This is a genomic window from Pseudomonas protegens (genome assembly GCF_003363755.1).
Taxonomy (GTDB): domain Bacteria; phylum Pseudomonadota; class Gammaproteobacteria; order Pseudomonadales; family Pseudomonadaceae; genus Aquipseudomonas; species Aquipseudomonas danubii.
In genome coordinates, this window is sequence record NZ_CP031396.1 from 3212728 (window position 1) to 3228907 (window position 16180).

Annotated in this window: 17 protein-coding genes and 1 other RNA gene; 10 read left to right on the plus strand and 8 right to left on the minus strand. The window is 61.7% G+C overall.

Annotation, left to right across the window (positions count from 1 at the left end):
- Positions 1 to 151: 151 nt before the first annotated feature.
- The 4 genes from DWF74_RS14440 to DWF74_RS14455 all read left to right on the plus strand — a co-directional run bounded on the left by DWF74_RS14440 (position 152) and on the right by DWF74_RS14455 (position 1578).
- Positions 152 to 361 (plus strand): TIGR02449 family protein, encoded by a 210-nt coding sequence (locus DWF74_RS14440; protein ID WP_011064144.1) that lies wholly within the window; start codon positions 152 to 154, stop codon positions 359 to 361.
- Complete coding sequence (locus DWF74_RS14445) at positions 358 to 681, plus strand: cell division protein ZapA (RefSeq protein ID WP_016962902.1); 324 nt, start codon at positions 358 to 360, stop codon at positions 679 to 681. Before DWF74_RS14440 ends, DWF74_RS14445 begins: the two co-directional genes overlap by 4 nt.
- A gap of 23 nt (positions 682 to 704) precedes the next feature.
- Positions 705 to 883: non-coding RNA, 6S RNA (gene ssrS / locus DWF74_RS14450), on the plus strand.
- 89 nt (positions 884 to 972) lie between these two features.
- Positions 973 to 1578: a 5-formyltetrahydrofolate cyclo-ligase gene (locus tag DWF74_RS14455; RefSeq protein ID WP_102881235.1), complete on the plus strand. Its 606-nt coding sequence runs from the start codon at positions 973 to 975 to the stop codon at positions 1576 to 1578.
- A gap of 33 nt (positions 1579 to 1611) precedes the next feature.
- Here the strand turns inward: DWF74_RS14455 and DWF74_RS14460 are convergent, their stop codons facing one another.
- Positions 1612 to 1908 (minus strand): hypothetical protein, encoded by a 297-nt coding sequence (locus DWF74_RS14460; protein ID WP_102862188.1) that lies wholly within the window; start codon positions 1906 to 1908, stop codon positions 1612 to 1614.
- A gap of 47 nt (positions 1909 to 1955) precedes the next feature.
- Here DWF74_RS14460 and DWF74_RS14465 point away from each other — a divergent pair, with 47 nt between their 5' ends.
- From DWF74_RS14465 to DWF74_RS14480, 4 genes are all read left to right on the plus strand, one after another.
- The gene (locus DWF74_RS14465; RefSeq protein WP_102862189.1) at positions 1956 to 2405 is read left to right on the plus strand and encodes an EVE domain-containing protein; all 450 of its coding nucleotides are present in this window, start codon (positions 1956 to 1958) and stop codon (positions 2403 to 2405) included.
- Between the two features lie 184 nt (positions 2406 to 2589).
- A complete protein-coding gene (locus DWF74_RS14470; RefSeq protein ID WP_102862190.1) occupies positions 2590 to 3555 on the plus strand; it encodes an HlyD family secretion protein in 966 nt (321 codons plus the stop codon).
- On the plus strand, positions 3552 to 6266 hold the full coding sequence (rbbA, locus tag DWF74_RS14475; protein ID WP_115581179.1) for a ribosome-associated ATPase/putative transporter RbbA: 2715 nt from the start codon (positions 3552 to 3554) through the stop codon (positions 6264 to 6266). The genes DWF74_RS14470 and rbbA overlap by 4 nt, the downstream gene beginning before the upstream one ends.
- The gene (locus DWF74_RS14480) at positions 6266 to 7384 is read left to right on the plus strand and encodes an ABC transporter permease (protein ID WP_115581180.1); all 1119 of its coding nucleotides are present in this window, start codon (positions 6266 to 6268) and stop codon (positions 7382 to 7384) included. Before rbbA ends, DWF74_RS14480 begins: the two co-directional genes overlap by 1 nt.
- Before the next feature lie 101 nt (positions 7385 to 7485).
- Here DWF74_RS14480 and DWF74_RS14485 read toward each other — a convergent pair whose 3' ends face one another.
- Positions 7486 to 7893 carry a flagellar basal body-associated protein FliL gene (locus tag DWF74_RS14485; RefSeq protein ID WP_102862193.1) on the minus strand — a complete coding sequence of 136 codons (408 nt, stop codon included), beginning with the start codon at positions 7891 to 7893 and terminating at the stop codon, positions 7486 to 7488.
- Positions 7894 to 8051: 158 nt separating this feature from the next.
- Between DWF74_RS14485 and DWF74_RS14490 the strand changes: the two genes are divergently transcribed.
- Positions 8052 to 9029 (plus strand): NADPH:quinone oxidoreductase family protein, encoded by a 978-nt coding sequence (locus tag DWF74_RS14490; protein WP_115581181.1) that lies wholly within the window; start codon positions 8052 to 8054, stop codon positions 9027 to 9029.
- Positions 9030 to 9041: 12 nt separating this feature from the next.
- On the opposite strand, the gene DWF74_RS14495 is transcribed toward DWF74_RS14490, so the two are convergent.
- The 6 genes from DWF74_RS14495 to DWF74_RS14520 all read right to left on the minus strand — a co-directional run bounded on the left by DWF74_RS14495 (position 9042) and on the right by DWF74_RS14520 (position 15126).
- A complete protein-coding gene (locus tag DWF74_RS14495; protein WP_102862195.1) occupies positions 9042 to 9692 on the minus strand; it encodes a gamma-glutamylcyclotransferase in 651 nt (216 codons plus the stop codon).
- Between the two features lie 212 nt (positions 9693 to 9904).
- On the minus strand, positions 9905 to 10873 hold the full coding sequence (locus DWF74_RS14500; protein WP_102862196.1) for a CDP-6-deoxy-delta-3,4-glucoseen reductase: 969 nt from the start codon (positions 10871 to 10873) through the stop codon (positions 9905 to 9907).
- Positions 10873 to 12339, minus strand: coding sequence for a 4-hydroxy-3-polyprenylbenzoate decarboxylase (ubiD, locus tag DWF74_RS14505; protein ID WP_011064155.1), 1467 nt, complete (start codon positions 12337 to 12339; stop codon positions 10873 to 10875). The genes DWF74_RS14500 and ubiD overlap by 1 nt, the downstream gene beginning before the upstream one ends.
- A 125-nt stretch (positions 12340 to 12464) precedes the next feature.
- Positions 12465 to 13724, minus strand: a complete 1260-nt coding sequence (gene rho, locus DWF74_RS14510; RefSeq protein WP_017125454.1) for a transcription termination factor Rho — start codon at positions 13722 to 13724, stop codon at positions 12465 to 12467.
- Between the two features lie 247 nt (positions 13725 to 13971).
- On the minus strand, positions 13972 to 14301 hold the full coding sequence (trxA, locus tag DWF74_RS14515; RefSeq protein WP_016967174.1) for a thioredoxin TrxA: 330 nt from the start codon (positions 14299 to 14301) through the stop codon (positions 13972 to 13974).
- Positions 14302 to 14421: 120 nt separating this feature from the next.
- Complete coding sequence (locus tag DWF74_RS14520) at positions 14422 to 15126, minus strand: FadR/GntR family transcriptional regulator (protein WP_110652930.1); 705 nt, start codon at positions 15124 to 15126, stop codon at positions 14422 to 14424.
- 255 nt (positions 15127 to 15381) lie between these two features.
- Between DWF74_RS14520 and DWF74_RS14525 the strand changes: the two genes are divergently transcribed.
- On the plus strand, positions 15382 to 16167 hold the full coding sequence (locus tag DWF74_RS14525; RefSeq protein WP_102862198.1) for a transporter substrate-binding domain-containing protein: 786 nt from the start codon (positions 15382 to 15384) through the stop codon (positions 16165 to 16167).
- The last annotated feature ends 13 nt before the right edge of the window (positions 16168 to 16180 follow it).

A 16180-nucleotide genomic window follows, 5' to 3' on the forward strand; every position in this document is an offset into this window, starting at 1 on the left:
GTTGCGCCTTGCGCCCCGTTACAGCGGTCCGCGGGGCCTGGGGCGACGGACAGATTGCCGACCGACAGCACCCGATGCGCCAGGACTGTTCGGGCCGTCCAGGCGCTGCCCAGCCAGTTGCCACTCATCAGACCAACTTCAGTGGGACACAATGGAAGACACCGACCTGCACGCACTGATGGCCAGACTCGAACTGCTTATTACCCGGGTCGAGCAACTAAAGAGTCAAAACGCACTCTTATTAGCTCAGGAAAAGACCTGGCGCGAGGAACGCGCGCACCTCATTGAAAAAAACGAAATCGCCCGGCGTAAGGTCGAATCGATGATTTCGCGCCTCAAGGCCCTGGAGCAAGACTCATGAGTTCAAGCAATAGCGTTACCGTGCAGATCCTCGACAAAGAGTATTCGATCATCTGCCCCCAGGAAGAACGCAGCAATCTGGTGAGCGCAGCCCGTTACCTGGACGGCAAGATGCGCGAGATCCGTAGCAGCGGCAAAGTCATCGGTGCCGATCGCATCGCGGTCATGGCCGCGCTGAACATCACCCACGATCTGCTGCACCGCCAGGAGCGTCCGGACGTGCAGGCCAGCGCCACCACTCGCGAACAAGTGCGCGATCTTCTGGAACGCGTCGACCTGGTCCTGGCCACCGATTCGGACGCAAGCAAGGCTGATTCCTGACAGCGGTTGCGGTATACTCCCGCCACTCCCTGGGGTGCTTGCCAGTTGGCGATGTCCCTGAGCCGATTCGCACTACCCTGGAAGTTGCACGTTGGGCTGGTGTGCATGTCCGCTAGACGGAAAGCCTTAAAGCCTGCTGCATCTTCCGCCTTGAACTTTCGGGTTCAAGGGCTAAGTCGACAGCGGTTCGCCTGGGGAGCCTGAATTCTCAGCCAATGCCAGTTATCCATGCTGGCATTGGTTTTTCCGGGTAGGCTGTTCTGCCATGTCCGACTTTCCATAGCCTCATCCATGACCGAACCTGCGCCGCTTTCCCGCCCGCAACTTCGACGCATGCTGCGTAAAGCCCGTCGCTCCCTGACACCTGCCCAGCAACGCCAGGCCGCCAGCGGGCTGTACCGCCAGTTGGCGCAGAATCCAGTGTTTCGCCGAGCCCGACACCTGTCCCTGTACCTGCCCACTGACGGAGAGATCGATCCGCGCCTGCTGCTACGTGCCGCGCAACGCCGGGGCAAGGCCACCTACTTGCCAGTGCTCAGTGCCTGGCCACGGACCAAGATGGTCTTCCAGCGCGTACGGCCCGGAGAAAAACTGCGCCCCAACCGCTTTCGCATCCTCGAACCCAGGATAAACGTCGCACGCCAACGCAAGGTCTGGGCGCTGGATCTGGTGCTCCTGCCCTTGGTGGGATTTGACGAAGACGGCGGACGCCTGGGAATGGGCGGCGGCTTCTACGACCGCAGCCTGGCTTACCTGGCGCGGCGCAAGAGCTGGCGCAAGCCGAAGCTGCTGGGGCTGGCCCATGAATGTCAGAAGGTCGCGAGACTGGATCAGGCCAGCTGGGATGTGCCGCTACAGGGCACCGTGACTGATCAGGGATGGTACTGCGCCCGATAGACGTCGCGCTGGCTCAGCGACGCCGGGACGGATTCAACGCTTGAAGGGTTGCGGCTGTTGGGCAATCTCGATCGGGGCATCGGTCTTGTTGGCCCATAAGCTCTGCGCATAACCAGTGGTCACAACGCCCAAACCGAACAAAATAACCAAAATCCATAGTAAATCCGGTTGGCGTTTCATCGATTGCCCCCCCTCGGGCAAGTCACACACGATGACAGCAACGGTTTCCATAACAGGCCGTGCAGCAGCGTCAAGCTTAAAATCCCGGCATTCTGCGATAACGTGAACCGACACGCAAATGCTGGCGTCAACCGACTGTCGGTTTGTCATAAAATCCTCCGACAACCTACCCAACCACCCTTTGGAGGGTAAGAAACATGGCCTATTGGCTGATGAAATCCGAGCCAGACGAACTCTCGATCCAGGACCTGAACAAGCTTGGAAAGGCCCGTTGGGACGGTGTGCGCAACTACCAGGCACGCAACTTCCTGCGCGCCATGGCCGTCGGCGATGAGTTCTTCTTCTACCACTCCAGTTGTCCGGAGCCAGGCATCGCCGGCATCGGCCAAATCATCAAGGCGGCCTACCCGGACCCCACCGCCCTGGAACCGGACAGCGTCTACTTCGACCCCAAGTCCAGCGCCGAGAAAAATGCCTGGAGCGCAATCGACGTAGCCCACGTGGAAACCTTCAACAAGGTCCTGCGCCTGGACTATCTCAAGCAGCAGACTGCCCTCGCTGAAATGCCCCTGGTGCAAAAAGGCAGTCGCCTGTCAGTCATGCCAGTGACCGCAGAGCAATGGGCGGCTGTGCTCTCTCTACGTTGAGCAACCCGCCCCGGTGTGCCGTGACCTGGCAAGCGCAACGGCACTGGCGCCAGTTTTTTGCCCCGATCGCCATGCAGCCTGCGAACAATAGGTTTAGGCTTGGCCCTTTCATTTGACGAGCATCAAGCGGGTAAAAGCCTTGATACGTCAGACTAGGACGCTATAGCCGCAGGACGCAGAACACATGTCGACGAACCACCGTTCTTCCCGCCTTTTCGCTGTCTCCCTCTTGATTCTGTTGCTCGCCGCTGGTGGCTTCGGTTACTGGAAATCCCTCCAGGATCGTCTGCCGGAAGGGCTGAGCATGGGCAATGGCCGTCTCGAAGCCACTGAGGTGCAGATCGCCAGCAAGATTCCCGGACGCCTGGCGGAAGTGCGGGTCAATGAAGGCGACAAAGTGCTCCAGGGCCAACTGCTGGCCCGGATGGATACCCGCACCCTGGAAGCCCAGCGCAGCCAGGCCGAAGCCGAAGTGCTGCGTGCCCGGGAAAACCTCTCCGCCGCAGAAGCCAACGTGCAACTGCGCCAGAGCGAATTGCTCCTGGCCAATCAGGAACTCAAGCGCTCCCAGGAACTGTTCAGGCGCGGCTTCGCCAGCCAGCAGATCATCGATCAGCAACAGGCACGGCTGAACACCGGCAATGCCGCCGTGCTGGCGGCCCAGGCCCAGGTAGCGGCGGTCAAGGCCGCTATCGGCGCCGCCCTGGCCCAGGTTGCGCAGCTCACCAGCGAGATCGACGACAGCAGCCTGCGAGCCCCCATCGACGGCATCATCCAACTGCGTCTGGCCGAGCCTGGCGAAGTCCTGGGTGCCGGCGGCCGAGTACTGCTGTTGATCGACCCCAACGACCAATACATGAACCTCTACTTGCCAGCCTCGGTCACCGGGCGCCTGACGGTGGGCGATGAATCGCGGATTGTTCTCGACGCCCTGCCCAACCAGCCACTGCCGGCAAAGATCAGCTTCGTCGCGGCCAAGTCGCAATTCACCCCCAAAGAAGTGGAAACCCGTGACGAACGCCAGAAACTGGTATTCCGGGTCAAGGTGCGCCTGACTCAACCCGCCGCCGTGCCCCAGGCCAAACCGGGCATGCCCGGTGCCGGTTATGTGCGCACAGCCACCGTGGACTGGCCGGCTAACCTGCAATGAATGCCCTGGCGCTGCACGCCACCGGCATCAGCCATCGCTACGGTGCCCAGCAGGCTCTGATCGACATCAGTTTCAGCCTGCCGGCAGGCACACGCTGCGGCCTGATCGGTCCTGACGGTGCCGGCAAGTCGAGCCTTCTCGGGCTGATTGCCGGGGTCAAGAAGCTTCAGCAAGGCGAGCTCGAGGTACTCGGCGGAGCCATCTCCCAGCGCCGCCACCGCAGAAGCCTATACCCGCGCATCGCCTTCATGCCCCAGGGGCTGGGGGGCAACCTGTATCCCGACCTGTCCATTAGCGAGAACATCCGCTTCTTCGCCACCCTGTTCGGCCTGCCACGTGACGAATGCGACCAGCGCATGCACAGCCTGTTGCTGGCCACCGACCTGCTGCGCTTTGCCGAACGCCCGGCGGGCAAGCTGTCCGGTGGGATGAAACAGAAACTCGGCCTGTGCTGCGCGCTGATCCACGAACCGGATCTGTTGATCCTTGACGAGCCCACCACCGGGGTCGACCCGCTTTCCCGCCGACGCTTCTGGGAACTGGTGGAGGATGTGCGCCAGCAACGACCACAACTGACCCTGTTGGTGGCCACCGCCTACATGGAAGAAGCCGAACAGTTCGAGCATTGCCTGATGCTCGACCAAGGCAAGTTGATCGCCCAGGGCCTGAGCCGGGAGTTGGCGCAGGTAACGGGCAGCGGCAAGCTGGACGATGCCTTCACTCACTACCAGGGCGACAGCGGCCATGACAATCAGCCACTGGTGATCCCGCCACGTTCTGGCGATAACCAGGACATCGCCATCGAGGCCCACGAGCTGACCCTGCGCTTCGGCGACTTCACCGCCGTCAACAAAGTCAGCTTCGCCATCGGTCGCGGGGAGATCTTCGGCTTCCTCGGCTCCAACGGCTGCGGCAAGACCACCACCATGAAGGTCCTCACCGGGCTGATGCCCGCCACTGAAGGCAGCGCCAAGTTGCTGGGCAATCCGGTGGACGCCAAGGACCTGGCCACCCGCAAGCGGGTCGGCTTCATGTCCCAGAGCTTTTCCCTGTACGGCGAACTCAGCGTGCGCCAGAACCTGGAGCTGCATGCCCGCCTGTTCGACCTGCCGAAAGCCGAGAGCGGCCCACGCATCGAGGAACTGATCCAGCGCTTCGACCTGGGCGCAATCGCCGAGCAGCAATCCGGCGCCCTGCCCCTGGGGCTGCGCCAGCGCCTGTCCCTGGCCGTGGCGGTGCTGCACCGCCCGGAAGTGCTGATCCTCGACGAACCCACGTCAGGGGTTGATCCGGCAGCCCGTGACGATTTCTGGCGACTGCTGATCGAACTGTCCCGGGAACAGGGCGTGACCATCTTCCTGTCCACTCATTTCATGAACGAAGCCCAGCGCTGCGACCGCATTTCGTTGATGCACGCCGGCAAGGTATTGGCCTGTGACACACCAGCGGCGCTGCAACAGCAGTTTTCCGGCGACACCCTGGAAGCCGCCTTCGTCCGCTGCCTGGAAGAAGCCCAAGGAGCCGCGGATACAGCGCCACCTCCGGCGGCTGCCGCCAGCCACGCCATCGCGCCTCCGCGCTCGGGCCTGAGCCTGGCCCGGCTGCTGGCAGTGGCCACCCGGGAAGGCAAGGAGCTATTGCGGGACAAGGTGCGCTTGGGCTTTGCCCTGCTGGGGGCGATCTTCATGATGGTGATCTTTGGCTACGGCATTTCCCTGGATGTGGAAAAGCTCGCCTTCGCCGTCTACGACCAGGATCAGACGCCGCAAAGCCGCGCCTATCTGGAGGCTTTTCGCAGCTCACGCTACTTCGAGGAAAAACCCACCATCCGCAGCTCCGCCGAACTGCATCGGCGCCTGCAGCGCTCGGAGATCAAGCTGGCCCTGGAAATCCCTTCCGGCTTTGGCCGCGATCTGTATGCCGGGCGCCAACCGACGGTGGCCGCCTGGCTGGACGGCGGCATGCCGTTTCGCGCGGAAACCAGCCGCAACTATGTCGAGGCGGTACACCAGGCCAACCTCGAACTCCTGGCCGAACACAGCAGCCCGGCACTGAACACAAGATCCGCCGCCAAGCTGGAAACACGCTTTCGCTACAACCAGGACGTGGTCAGCGTCAACGCCATCGGGCCCGGGGTCATGGCGCTGATCCTGGCGTTCATTCCGGCCATGCTCACCGCCCTGGGCATCGTTCGCGAGAAGGAGCTGGGCTCGATCACCAACTTCTATGCCACGCCCCTGACCCGCCTGGAGTTCCTCCTGGGCAAGCAGGCGCCCTACCTGGCCGTGAGCCTGATCAACCTGGGATTGCTGGTGGCCATGAACCGCTGGCTGTTCGGCGTGCCCTTCAAGGGCAGCGGACTGACCCTGGCCCTGGGCGGCGTCCTCTACGTGCTGGCCACCACCAGCATGGGCCTGTTGATCTCGGCCTTCACCCGCACCCAGATCGCGGCGATCCTCGGCACCATGATCATCACCAGCCTGCCGACCATCCAGTTCTCCGGGTTGATCGTGCCGCGCTCGTCCCTGGAAGGCTCGGCGGCGATCATGGGGCAGTTGTTCCCCGCCGGGCACTTCCTTGACATCGCCGTCGGCACCTTCACCAAGGCCCTGGACCTGCGGGAGCTATGGCCTCAGTGCCTGGCACTGATCGGGTTCTTCCTCGGTTTCACCGGGCTTAGCCTGGTCATGTTGAAAAAGCAGGAGGTCTGATGAACAGGCTCGCCCATATCCTGCGCCTGGGTCTGAAGGAGCTCACCAGCCTGCGTCACGACAGTGTCTTGCTGTTGTTCCTGTTCTACGCCTTCACCGTGGCCATCTACCTGCCGGCGGCCGGCTCGGTCATTGGCGTACACAACGCCAGCGTGGCCCTGGTGGATGAAGACCACAGCGCACTGTCACGACAATTGGCAGAGGCCCTGCAACCGCCGGAGTTCCAGAACCCGGTCGCCCTGCCCTACGACCAACTGGACAAGGTGATGGACAGCGGCCAGTACACCTTCGTGATCAACATCCCTGCCAACTTCCAGAGCGACCTGCTGGCCGGCCGTCAGCCGGCGGTGCAGGTCAACGTCGACGCCACCGCCATGAGCCAGGCGTTCATGGGCGCCGGCTACATTGGCCGAATCTTCCAGCGCGAGTTGCTCAACTATGCCAACCAGGCGGATGCCGCGAGCAAGGCCCCGGCCCTGCTGACCACCCGCGCGCTGTTCAATACCAACCTGGAGGGAGGCTGGTTTCTTGCGGTGATCCAGATCGTCAACAACATCACCATCCTGGCCATCGTGCTCACCGGAACCGCGCTGCTGCGCGAGCGCGAGCACGGTACCCTCGACCACTTGCTGGTACTGCCGCTGACGGCCCTGGAGATCATGCTGGCGAAAATCTGGAGCAATATGCTGGTGGTGGTGCTGTGCACCTGGATATCGCTGGAAGTGATAGTCAAAGGCGTGCTGGGCGTGCCGCTGGCGGGCTCGATGGGGCTGTTCCTGATGGTCACCGCGTTGTATCTGTTCGCCAGCACCGCACTGGGGATCTTCCTTGCCACCCTGGCCCGCTCCACCCCGCAGTTCGGCCTGCTGGCGATCCCGGTGATCATCCCGATGCTGCTACTGTCCGGTGGCAGCACACCGCTGGACAGCATGCCGCAATGGCTGCAATGGGTGATGCAGGGCTCGCCATCAACGCACTTCGTCAGCCTCAGCGCAGCGATCCTGTTTCGTGATGCGGGCGTGAGTGTGGTCTGGCCCGACCTGCTGGCCCTGGCGACGATCGGTCTGCTGTTCTTCGCCATTGCCCTGGCGCGCTTTCGCAAAAGCCTCGCCTCATGAGCCACACGCTGTAGGAGCCGACTGGCCGCCGAAAGGGCCCTCAAGCCCCACGTCGCCCTCTCGGACGCCTTCGCTGGCCAGCCAGCTCCAACAGCTGAGCGTTACTGGATGATCAGGTTGTTGAACAACAGGTCTTCCACCACCGGCTTGCCGGTTTCGTCATTCATGACTTGCTGCACCTGCTTGAGGGCTTCCTGGCGCAGCTTTTCCTTGGCCTCGACGTTGTTCATGGTGTCGACGGTCTGCTGGGCAAACAGCGCCACCAACTGGTTGCGGATCAGCGGCTCATTGGCCTTGACCGCCTGGGCCGAAGCGTCTCCGGTCACCCGCAGGGCCACGTCAGCCTTGTAGACCTTGAGCTTGGGGCCGCCATCCAGGCCGTAGTTACCGACAAAGGGCGGGCTCAGGCTGATGTAACTGACTTTCGGTGCTTCGCCTTCTTTAGCCTCTTCAGCCCCGGCTGCCATCGGCAGGGAGAGGGCCAGCAGCAACATGATCCACGCTTTCACAATTCGCTCCTTAATCCGGTTTGCGGCCTAGCATAAAGGCCCGCCCGCCTGAGCCCAAGCACAAGCTTATGGCTGACCATCAGGGCCGGGCATGCTCGTTGACCGCCTGATTCACACTCCTACACTTATCGGCCACCACTCCCAAAGGAATAGCCCTGATGAAAGCCGTGCTGTGCAAAGCCTTCGGCCCCGCCGAAACGCTGGTGCTGGAAGAGGTCGCAAGTCCCGTGCCGAAGAAGAACGAGGTCCTGCTGGACGTGCATGCCGCAGGGGTGAATTTTCCGGACACCCTGATCATCGAGGGCAAATACCAGTTCAAGCCACCCTTCCCCTTCTCCCCGGGCGGCGAAGCGGCCGGTGTCATCAGCGCAGTGGGCGAGAAAGTCAGCCATCTCAAGGTCGGCGATCGGGTCATGGCCCTGACCGGCTGGGGCAGTTTTGCCGAACAGGTGGCGGTGCCGGGCTACAACGTATTGCCCATTCCCGCCGCCATGGACTTCAACACCGCTGCCGCCTTCAGCATGACCTACGGCACCTCGATGCACGCCCTCAAGCAACGGGGCAACCTGCAGCCCGGTGAGACCCTGCTGGTGCTCGGTGCCTCGGGCGGGGTCGGGCTGGCGGCGGTGGAAATCGGCAAGGCCATGGGCGCCCGGGTGATCGCCGCCGCCAGCAGCGCAGAAAAGCTCGCCGTGGCCAAGGCCGCCGGTGCCGATGAGTTGATCAACTACAGCGAAAGCAACCTGAAGGACGAGATCAAGCGCCTGACCGATGGCAACGGTGCCGACGTGATCTACGATCCGGTGGGCGGTGATCTGTTCGACCAGGCCATCCGCTCCATTGCCTGGAACGGTCGCCTGCTGGTGGTGGGCTTCGCCAGCGGGCGCATTCCCGAATTGCCGGTGAACCTGGCGCTGCTCAAGGGCGCGGCGGTGGTGGGGGTGTTCTGGGGCTCCTTCGCTCAGCGCCAGCCTCAGGACAACGCGGCGAACTTCCAGCAGCTGTTCGGCTGGTTCGCCGAAGGCAAGCTCAAGCCGCTGGTGTCCCAGGTCTATCCTCTGACGGCAGCCGCCCGGGCCATCGATGATCTGGGGCAGCGCAAGGCAGTGGGCAAAGTGGTGGTGCAGGTCCGCTGAGGCCGGCTTCCGTCAATAGGCCACAGCACCCTTGCAGCGCTTGAGCCGTGCCTCCAGGTTGCGATCCGGCATGGCGTGGCTGCGCAGGGCTTGAATGGTCTGTTCAACATAATCGCGGGTGGTGCCATAACGCCCGCAAGCGCTTTCGAACACCTGGCTCAGTACATGATCCGGCAGATTGCCGGCATAGCTGGGCAGGTGCCGCTCCAGCACAAAACCCAGGGCCTGGACCTGACTGCCATCCTCGAGACGGCAGTTGAGCCAGTGCGGACGGTAAGAGGGATAAGGCATTTCACGCTGCCACAGGGCATACAACGAGGCATCCAGATGCTCCTCCGGCAGCCGGTAGGCGAAGCCGCTGCAGGAGCCGCCACGATCCAGGCCAAACACCAGCCCCGGCAGTTCAGGCGTGCCGCGATGCTCGTGGGACCACAGGTACAGACCGCGATGATAACCATGCACCCGGCCACGCATGCGCTCGACCGCCGAACACTCCGGGCGCCAGATCAATGAACCGTAGGCAAACAGCCAGACCGGGCCGCCCTTGTGCCGGGCCATGGTGGACTGCATGGAGCTGAGAAGTTGTTCGTGGGTCAGCTGCGGCCCCAGATCGAGCCGCGGAGGGTAAGCCAGATTCAGATAACTGGATTCAAGGGCTGTCATGGCGAATAGCGTTCGGCTCCCCGCGTAAAAGAAGTTACTTAATAGAACGCTTGGCAGTAACTACAAGACACATAAGTTTCAAGGCAAGTTAAGTGCCACTAGAGCAGCACTCAAGTTGAAGGCTTATATATAACCTACCGGCATTTATTTAATTAGATAAATACCGATGGGCTATATACAGAGTTATAACGAAGGACACGGACCCGATGCAGTCAGGGCCGCGGGGCGTAGGCGAACACGTCCGCACGCATCTGATGGGCATCCATCCCGGCATTCACCAGAGCGTCCAGGGTGGCGTAGATCATGGCTGGCGAGCCGCTGGCGTAGACATGCACCGACGACAGGTCGGTGATGTCCTCGCAAACGGCCTCATGCAGCATGCCGCAGCGCCCCTCCCAACCGCACAGGTCGCTGACCACCTTGTGCAGATAGAGATTAGGCAGTTGCTGCCACTCATCCCAGTGTTCCAACTGATAGAAATCTTCCGGCCGGCGTACGCCCCAATACAGGTGCACCGGATACTTGAAGCCTTTGGCTCGGCAGTGCTCGATCAGGCTGTGCATCTGCGCCATACCGGTACCGGCAGCGATCAGCACCAGCGGGCCCTGCGGCAACTCGGCCAGGTGAGTGTCGCCAAAAGGCAATTCGACCCGAGCCATGCGGTTGCGCTGCAACTGCTCCATCAAGCTCTGCGCACTGTTTTCGCGCACCAGCACATGCAGCTCCAGATCACGCCCGCAATGGGGCGCTGATGCCAGGGAGAAGGCCGACTTCTCGCCGTTATCCCGCTCCAGCATCAGGTACTGGCCCGCATGATAGCGGGGTGGCTTGCCGGCCGGCGCTCGCAGCCTGACCCGCCAGACATCGCCGCCGACCTCAAGGCACTCAGTGAGCTGACACGACAAGCTGCGCACCGGCAACTCTCCCAGCGCAAGGACGCCATCCCACAGCACAATGCAGTCTTCCAGCGGCTCTGCAATGCAAGTGTAGAACTCACCATGATCACGCACATCGCCGGCTTGCTGCACACTGCCCTCCACCAGCAGGGCCGCGCACACGTGACAGTTGCCATTGCGGCAGCTCTGCGGGCATTCATAGCCCAAGCGCCGCGCCGCATCGAGAATCCGCTCGCCGGGCAGCGTCTCAAGCACCGCTCCGGAGGGCTGCAAGGTTACACGCATCAATCTATTCCTAACTGATTCCAGATGGCATCGATCCGGCGGGTGACCGCCTCATCCTTGACGATGACCCGGCCCCACTCTCGGGTGGTTTCTCCGGGCCACTTGTGGGTGGCATCGAGCCCCATCTTCGAGCCCAGGCCGGACACCGGCGAGGCGAAGTCGAGGTAGTCGATCGGGGTGTTGTCGATCATCACCGTGTCGCGCTTGGGGTCCATGCGCGTGGTGATGGCCCAGATCACATCGTTCCAGTCCCGGGCATTGATATCGTCGTCGGTGACGATAACGAACTTGGTGTACATGAACTGTCGCAAAAACGACCAGACCCCCAGCATTACCCGCTTGGCGTGGCCCGGGTACTGCTTCTTCATGGTCACCACCGCCATGCGGTACGAGCAGCCTTCTGGCGGCAGGTAGAAGTCGGTGATTTCCGGGAACTGCTTCTGCAGGATCGGCACGAAGACTTCGTTCAGCGCCACGCCGAGAATCGCTGGCTCATCCGGCGGCCGGCCGGTGTAGGTGCTGTGATAGATCGGCTTGATGCGATGGGTGATGCGCTCCACGGTGAACACCGGGAAGCTGTCGACTTCGTTGTAGTAGCCAGTGTGGTCGCCGTACGGGCCTTCGTCGGCCATCTCGCCGGGATGGATCACCCCTTCAAGGATGATTTCGGCGGTGGCCGGGACTTGCAGGTCGTTGCCACGGCACTTCACCAGTTCGGTGCGGTTGCCCCGCAGCAGGCCGGCGAAAGCGTATTCGGAGAGGCTGTCCGGCACCGGGGTCACGGCGCCCAAGATAGTTGCCGGGTCCGCGCCCAGGGCCACGGACACCGGGAACGGCTGGCCCGGGTGCTTCTCGCACCACTCGCGGTAATCCAGGGCGCCACCACGATGGCTCAACCAGCGCATGATCACCTTGTTGCGGCCGATTACCTGCTGACGATAGATGCCCAGGTTTTGCCGGTCCTTGTTCGGCCCCTTGGTCACCGTCAGGCCCCAAGTGATCAGCGGACCGACGTCGCCTGGCCAGCAGGTCTGCACCGGCAGCATGCCGAGGTCGACGTCGTCGCCTTCGATCACCACTTCCTGGCAGACCGCATCCTTGACCACCTTGGGCGCCATGGAAATGATCTTGCGGAAGATCGGCAGCTTGGACCAGGCATCCTTCAAGCCCTTGGGCGGCTCCGGCTCCTTGAGGAACGCCAGCAGCTTGCCGATCTCGCGCAGTTCGCTGACGGCTTCGGCGCCCATGCCCAGGGCCACACGCTCGGGGGTACCGAACAGGTTGCCGAGCACGGGGATGTCATAACCGGTGGGGTTTTCAAACAACAGGGCCGGGCCTTTGGCACGCAAGGTGCGATCGCAGACCTCGGTCATTTCCAGCACTGGGGACACCGGAACCTGGATGCGCTTGAGTTCGGAGCGCTGTTCCAGGCCGCTGATAAAGTCGCGCAAGTCGCGATACTGCATGCGTGAGCCTCGTTTTCGCCGTGGCATTCGGGGCAGGCAGTTTAGCGCCGAACCCACAGGTTCAGAATAGAGAATGTCAGATAGCAAAAAGCCGGGTTTCCCCGGCTCTTGCTGGCCTGATCGATTTACTTGCGTTTCATCGACAGGAAGAACTCATCGTTGGTCTTGGTCTGTTTCAGCTTGTCGACCAGGAACTCAATGGCAGCGACTTCATCCATGGGATGCAGGAGCTTGCGCAGGATCCACATGCGCTGCAGTTCGTCGTCGGCCGTAAGCAACTCTTCGCGGCGGGTGCCGGAACGGTTGATGTTGATGGCCGGGAAGACGCGCTTTTCAGCGATCTTGCGATCCAGGGGCAGTTCCATGTTGCCGGTACCCTTGAACTCTTCGTAGATCACTTCGTCCATCTTCGAGCCGGTTTCAACCAGCGCGGTGGCGATGATGGTCAACGAGCCGCCTTCTTCGATGTTCCGCGCGGCGCCGAAGAAACGCTTCGGTTTCTCCAGGGCGTGGGCATCCACACCACCAGTCAGGACCTTGCCGGAGCTCGGGATCACGGTGTTGTAGGCACGGGCCAGACGGGTGATGGAGTCCAGCAGGATCACCACGTCCTTCTTGTGTTCGACCAGGCGCTTGGCCTTCTCGATCACCATCTCGGCCACTTGCACGTGACGGGTTGGCGGCTCGTCGAAGGTGGAGGCAACCACTTCGCCGCGCACAGTGCGCTGCATCTCGGTCACTTCTTCCGGACGCTCGTCGATCAGCAACACGATCAGATGAACTTCAGGGTTGTTGCGGGTGATGTTCGCAGCAATGTTCTGCAGCATGATGGTCTTGCCCGCCTTTGGCGGAGCAACGATCAGACCACGCTGGCCTTTACCGATCGGAGCGCACAGGTCGATGACACGACCGGTCAGGTCTTCGGTGGAACCGTTGCCGGCTTCCATCTTCATGCGCACGGTCGGGAACAGCGGCGTCAGGTTTTCGAACAGAATCTTGTTCTTGGCGTTCTCGGGACGGTCGTAGTTGATGGTATCGACCTTGAGCAGCGCGAAGTACCGCTCGCCTTCCTTCGGAGGGCGGATCTTGCCAACGATGGTGTCACCGGTACGCAAGTTGAAGCGACGGATCTGGCTTGGCGAGACGTAGATATCGTCCGGGCCGGCCAGGTAGGAGGCGTCGGAGGAGCGGAGGAAGCCGAAGCCGTCCTGGAGGATCTCCAGCACGCCATCACCGGAGATTTCCTCACCGCTTTTCGCGTGCTTTTTCAGCAGGGAGAAAATCACGTCCTGCTTGCGCGAACGGGCCATATTTTCTATGCCCATCTGTTCGGCCAATTCGAGCAGTTCGGTAATCGGCTTTTGCTTGAGTTCAGTCAGATTCATATAGGAATGACGTAATCATTTATAGAGGGGGGAAATTAAGCTTTTGGCTTAATGAGGCCGCGCCGCAGAGAAGGCGACAGGATCGCGTACTTATTCGAAAAGGAGAGCGTCGGCGACGGCTTGCAGGGGGCACTGGAGAAACCAGTGCGGGGCCGAATGTAACACCTGAGTTTCGGAGCGTCTAGCCCTCAATTACGAAAAAGCCCCGCGCTTTGCGGGGCTTTTCCAGGGCACTGAAAATCGACGCTTAGATGTTGGCGTCGAGGAACGCTGCCAACTGCGACTTGGACAGTGCGCCGACCTTGGTGGCTTCGACGTTGCCGTTCTTGAACAGCATCAGGGTCGGAATACCACGCACGCCATGCTTGGCCGGGGTTTCCGAGTTTTCGTCGATGTTCAGCTTGGCAACGGTCAGTTTGCCTTTGTAGGTTTCAGCAATTTCGTCCAGAACCGGAGCGATCATTTTGCATGGGCCGCACCACTCAGCCCAGTAGTCGACCAGTACAGCGCCTTCGGCTTTGAGTACGTCGGCCTCGAAGCTGGCATCGCTGACGTGTTTGATAAGATCGCTGCTCATGGAATTCTCCAGGTTGTAAGCAAAAAAACGTGGCCCATCATATCCGCCCTTCCCGCGTTCAGGAAGCCGGAGATGATTGACTCTAACTATGGTGCCCCATGAGTTTGGGTATAGCTCAGCTCACGAAGATGTGGGGGTGACAAAGGCGATTCCAGTGCGCAGAGCGGCATTGCGCACATGCTCCTGCATGGCCTTTTGTGCCGCCCCCGAAGCGTGCCGGGCCAGCGCGCGGAGGATCTTGCGGTGCTCCTGCCACGTCTCCATGGCCCGCTCGGGTCGGATGAACGGTAGTTTCTGACTTTCCAGGAAGATCTCGGCGCTGGTGCTGAGGATGCTCAACATCGCCTGGTTGCCACTGGCCAGGAGAATCTTCTGGTGGAACTCGAAATCCAGCCGCGCCGCCGCCTCGAAATCCCCGACCCGCAATTGGCGACGCATGGCCTCGACATTGTCTTCCAGGGCATCCAGCTCATCGGCGGTCAGGGTCACTGCCGCCAACCCCGCGGCAAACCCCTCCAGGGCATAGCGCAACTGAAAGATATCCACAGGCGAAGCCTGAGCGGCGAACGGCCAACTCAAGCCGGCACCGGCTGCCGCTGCCTCGGGAGCCTGGACGAACACCCCCTTGCCCGGCTGCACACTGATCACCCCCAGCGCGCTCAAGGATGACAACGCCTCACGCAGCGACGCCCGACTGACCCCCAACTGCAGCGCCAGATCCCGCTGCGAAGGCAGCGCATCACCGGGGCCGAAGCCCTGCTCGCTGATCAACTGGCGAATGGCTTGCAGCGCCACTTCGGGTACGGCACGAGTAATCGAATTCATGGGCTTGAGGCTGGCCAGTGCAGGAAAAGCTCCCTTGTAAAGCTATTCGCCGAACCCGGCAAGTCGTGCCCCAAGGGGGTTCGAGGGTACGACCCCATGCCCGATCCGAGTGCGAAAAAACACCCAACTGTTCAGACCAGTAAGACCGACCAAAGCCAATAAAACCCATATTTCCAGGGCCTTTTCCGCGTGTTGGCATGGCCTGTGCTCTGTCGCCACACAGAAACCACTTCCCACGACTTGCGGAGATTCGCCATGACCAAACGCTGTAGCGCCCTGCTCTCTGCCCTGTTTGCCAGCCTGCTGCTGGCCCAGGCCCCAGCCCAGGCCAATGCCCTGGACGACGTGGTGGCCCGCGGCACCCTCAAGGTCGCCGTGCCTCAGGACTTCCCGCCCTTCGGCTCGGTGGGCCCGGATATGCAGCCCCGGGGCCTGGACATCGACACCGCGCGCCTGCTGGCCGAGCAGCTCAAGGTCAAGCTGGAGCTGACCCCGGTCAACAGCACCAACCGCATTCCGTTCCTCACCACCGGCAAGGTGGATCTGGTGATCTCCAGCCTCGGCAAGAACCCGGAACGGGAAAAGGTCATCGACTTCTCCAAGGCATACGCACCCTTCTACCTCGCAGTCTTCGGCCCGCCCGAGGCAGCCATCGCCGGCCTTGACGACCTCAAGGGCAAGACCATCAGCGTCACCCGAGGCGCCATCGAAGACATCGAGCTGAGCGCCGTGGCCCCACAAGGTGCGACCATCAAGCGTTTCGAGGACAACAACTCCACCATCGCCGCCTACCTCGCCGGCCAGGTCGACCTGATCGCCAGCGGTAACGTGGTGATGGTCGCCATCAGCCAGCGCAACCCGAAACGCATCCCGGCGATGAAGATCAAGCTCAAGGACTCCCCAGTCTACGTCGGCGTCAACAAAAACCAGCCGGAGTTGCTGGACAAGGTCAACCAGATCCTCAGTGCCGCCAAGGCTGACGGCGCCCTGGAGAAGAACTCCCAGTTGTGGCTCAAAGAGCCGCTGCCGGCTGACCTCTGATCGGCGCCCCGGA

What these genes read in the sequence shown, in the direction of transcription:
- DWF74_RS14495 (WP_102862195.1), bottom strand. Translation starts at nt 9,692, where the DNA reads ATGACAGCCCTTGAATCCAGTTATCTGAATCTGGCTTACCCTCCGCGG.
- rho (WP_017125454.1), bottom strand. Translation starts at nt 13,724, where the DNA reads ATGAATCTGACTGAACTCAAGCAAAAGCCGATTACCGAACTGCTCGAA.
- DWF74_RS14445 (WP_016962902.1), top strand. Translation starts at nt 358, where the DNA reads ATGAGTTCAAGCAATAGCGTTACCGTGCAGATCCTCGACAAAGAGTAT.
- DWF74_RS14440 (WP_011064144.1), top strand. Translation starts at nt 152, where the DNA reads ATGGAAGACACCGACCTGCACGCACTGATGGCCAGACTCGAACTGCTT.
- trxA (WP_016967174.1), bottom strand. Translation starts at nt 14,301, where the DNA reads ATGAGCAGCGATCTTATCAAACACGTCAGCGATGCCAGCTTCGAGGCC.
- DWF74_RS14525 (WP_102862198.1), top strand. Translation starts at nt 15,382, where the DNA reads ATGACCAAACGCTGTAGCGCCCTGCTCTCTGCCCTGTTTGCCAGCCTG.
- DWF74_RS14460 (WP_102862188.1), bottom strand. Translation starts at nt 1,908, where the DNA reads ATGACAAACCGACAGTCGGTTGACGCCAGCATTTGCGTGTCGGTTCAC.
- DWF74_RS14480 (WP_115581180.1), top strand. Translation starts at nt 6,266, where the DNA reads ATGAACAGGCTCGCCCATATCCTGCGCCTGGGTCTGAAGGAGCTCACC.
- DWF74_RS14500 (WP_102862196.1), bottom strand. Translation starts at nt 10,873, where the DNA reads ATGCGTGTAACCTTGCAGCCCTCCGGAGCGGTGCTTGAGACGCTGCCC.
- DWF74_RS14465 (WP_102862189.1), top strand. Translation starts at nt 1,956, where the DNA reads ATGGCCTATTGGCTGATGAAATCCGAGCCAGACGAACTCTCGATCCAG.
- DWF74_RS14490 (WP_115581181.1), top strand. Translation starts at nt 8,052, where the DNA reads ATGAAAGCCGTGCTGTGCAAAGCCTTCGGCCCCGCCGAAACGCTGGTG.
- rbbA (WP_115581179.1), top strand. Translation starts at nt 3,552, where the DNA reads ATGAATGCCCTGGCGCTGCACGCCACCGGCATCAGCCATCGCTACGGT.
- DWF74_RS14470 (WP_102862190.1), top strand. Translation starts at nt 2,590, where the DNA reads ATGTCGACGAACCACCGTTCTTCCCGCCTTTTCGCTGTCTCCCTCTTG.
- ubiD (WP_011064155.1), bottom strand. Translation starts at nt 12,339, where the DNA reads ATGCAGTATCGCGACTTGCGCGACTTTATCAGCGGCCTGGAACAGCGC.
- DWF74_RS14520 (WP_110652930.1), bottom strand. Translation starts at nt 15,126, where the DNA reads ATGAATTCGATTACTCGTGCCGTACCCGAAGTGGCGCTGCAAGCCATT.
- DWF74_RS14455 (WP_102881235.1), top strand. Translation starts at nt 973, where the DNA reads ATGACCGAACCTGCGCCGCTTTCCCGCCCGCAACTTCGACGCATGCTG.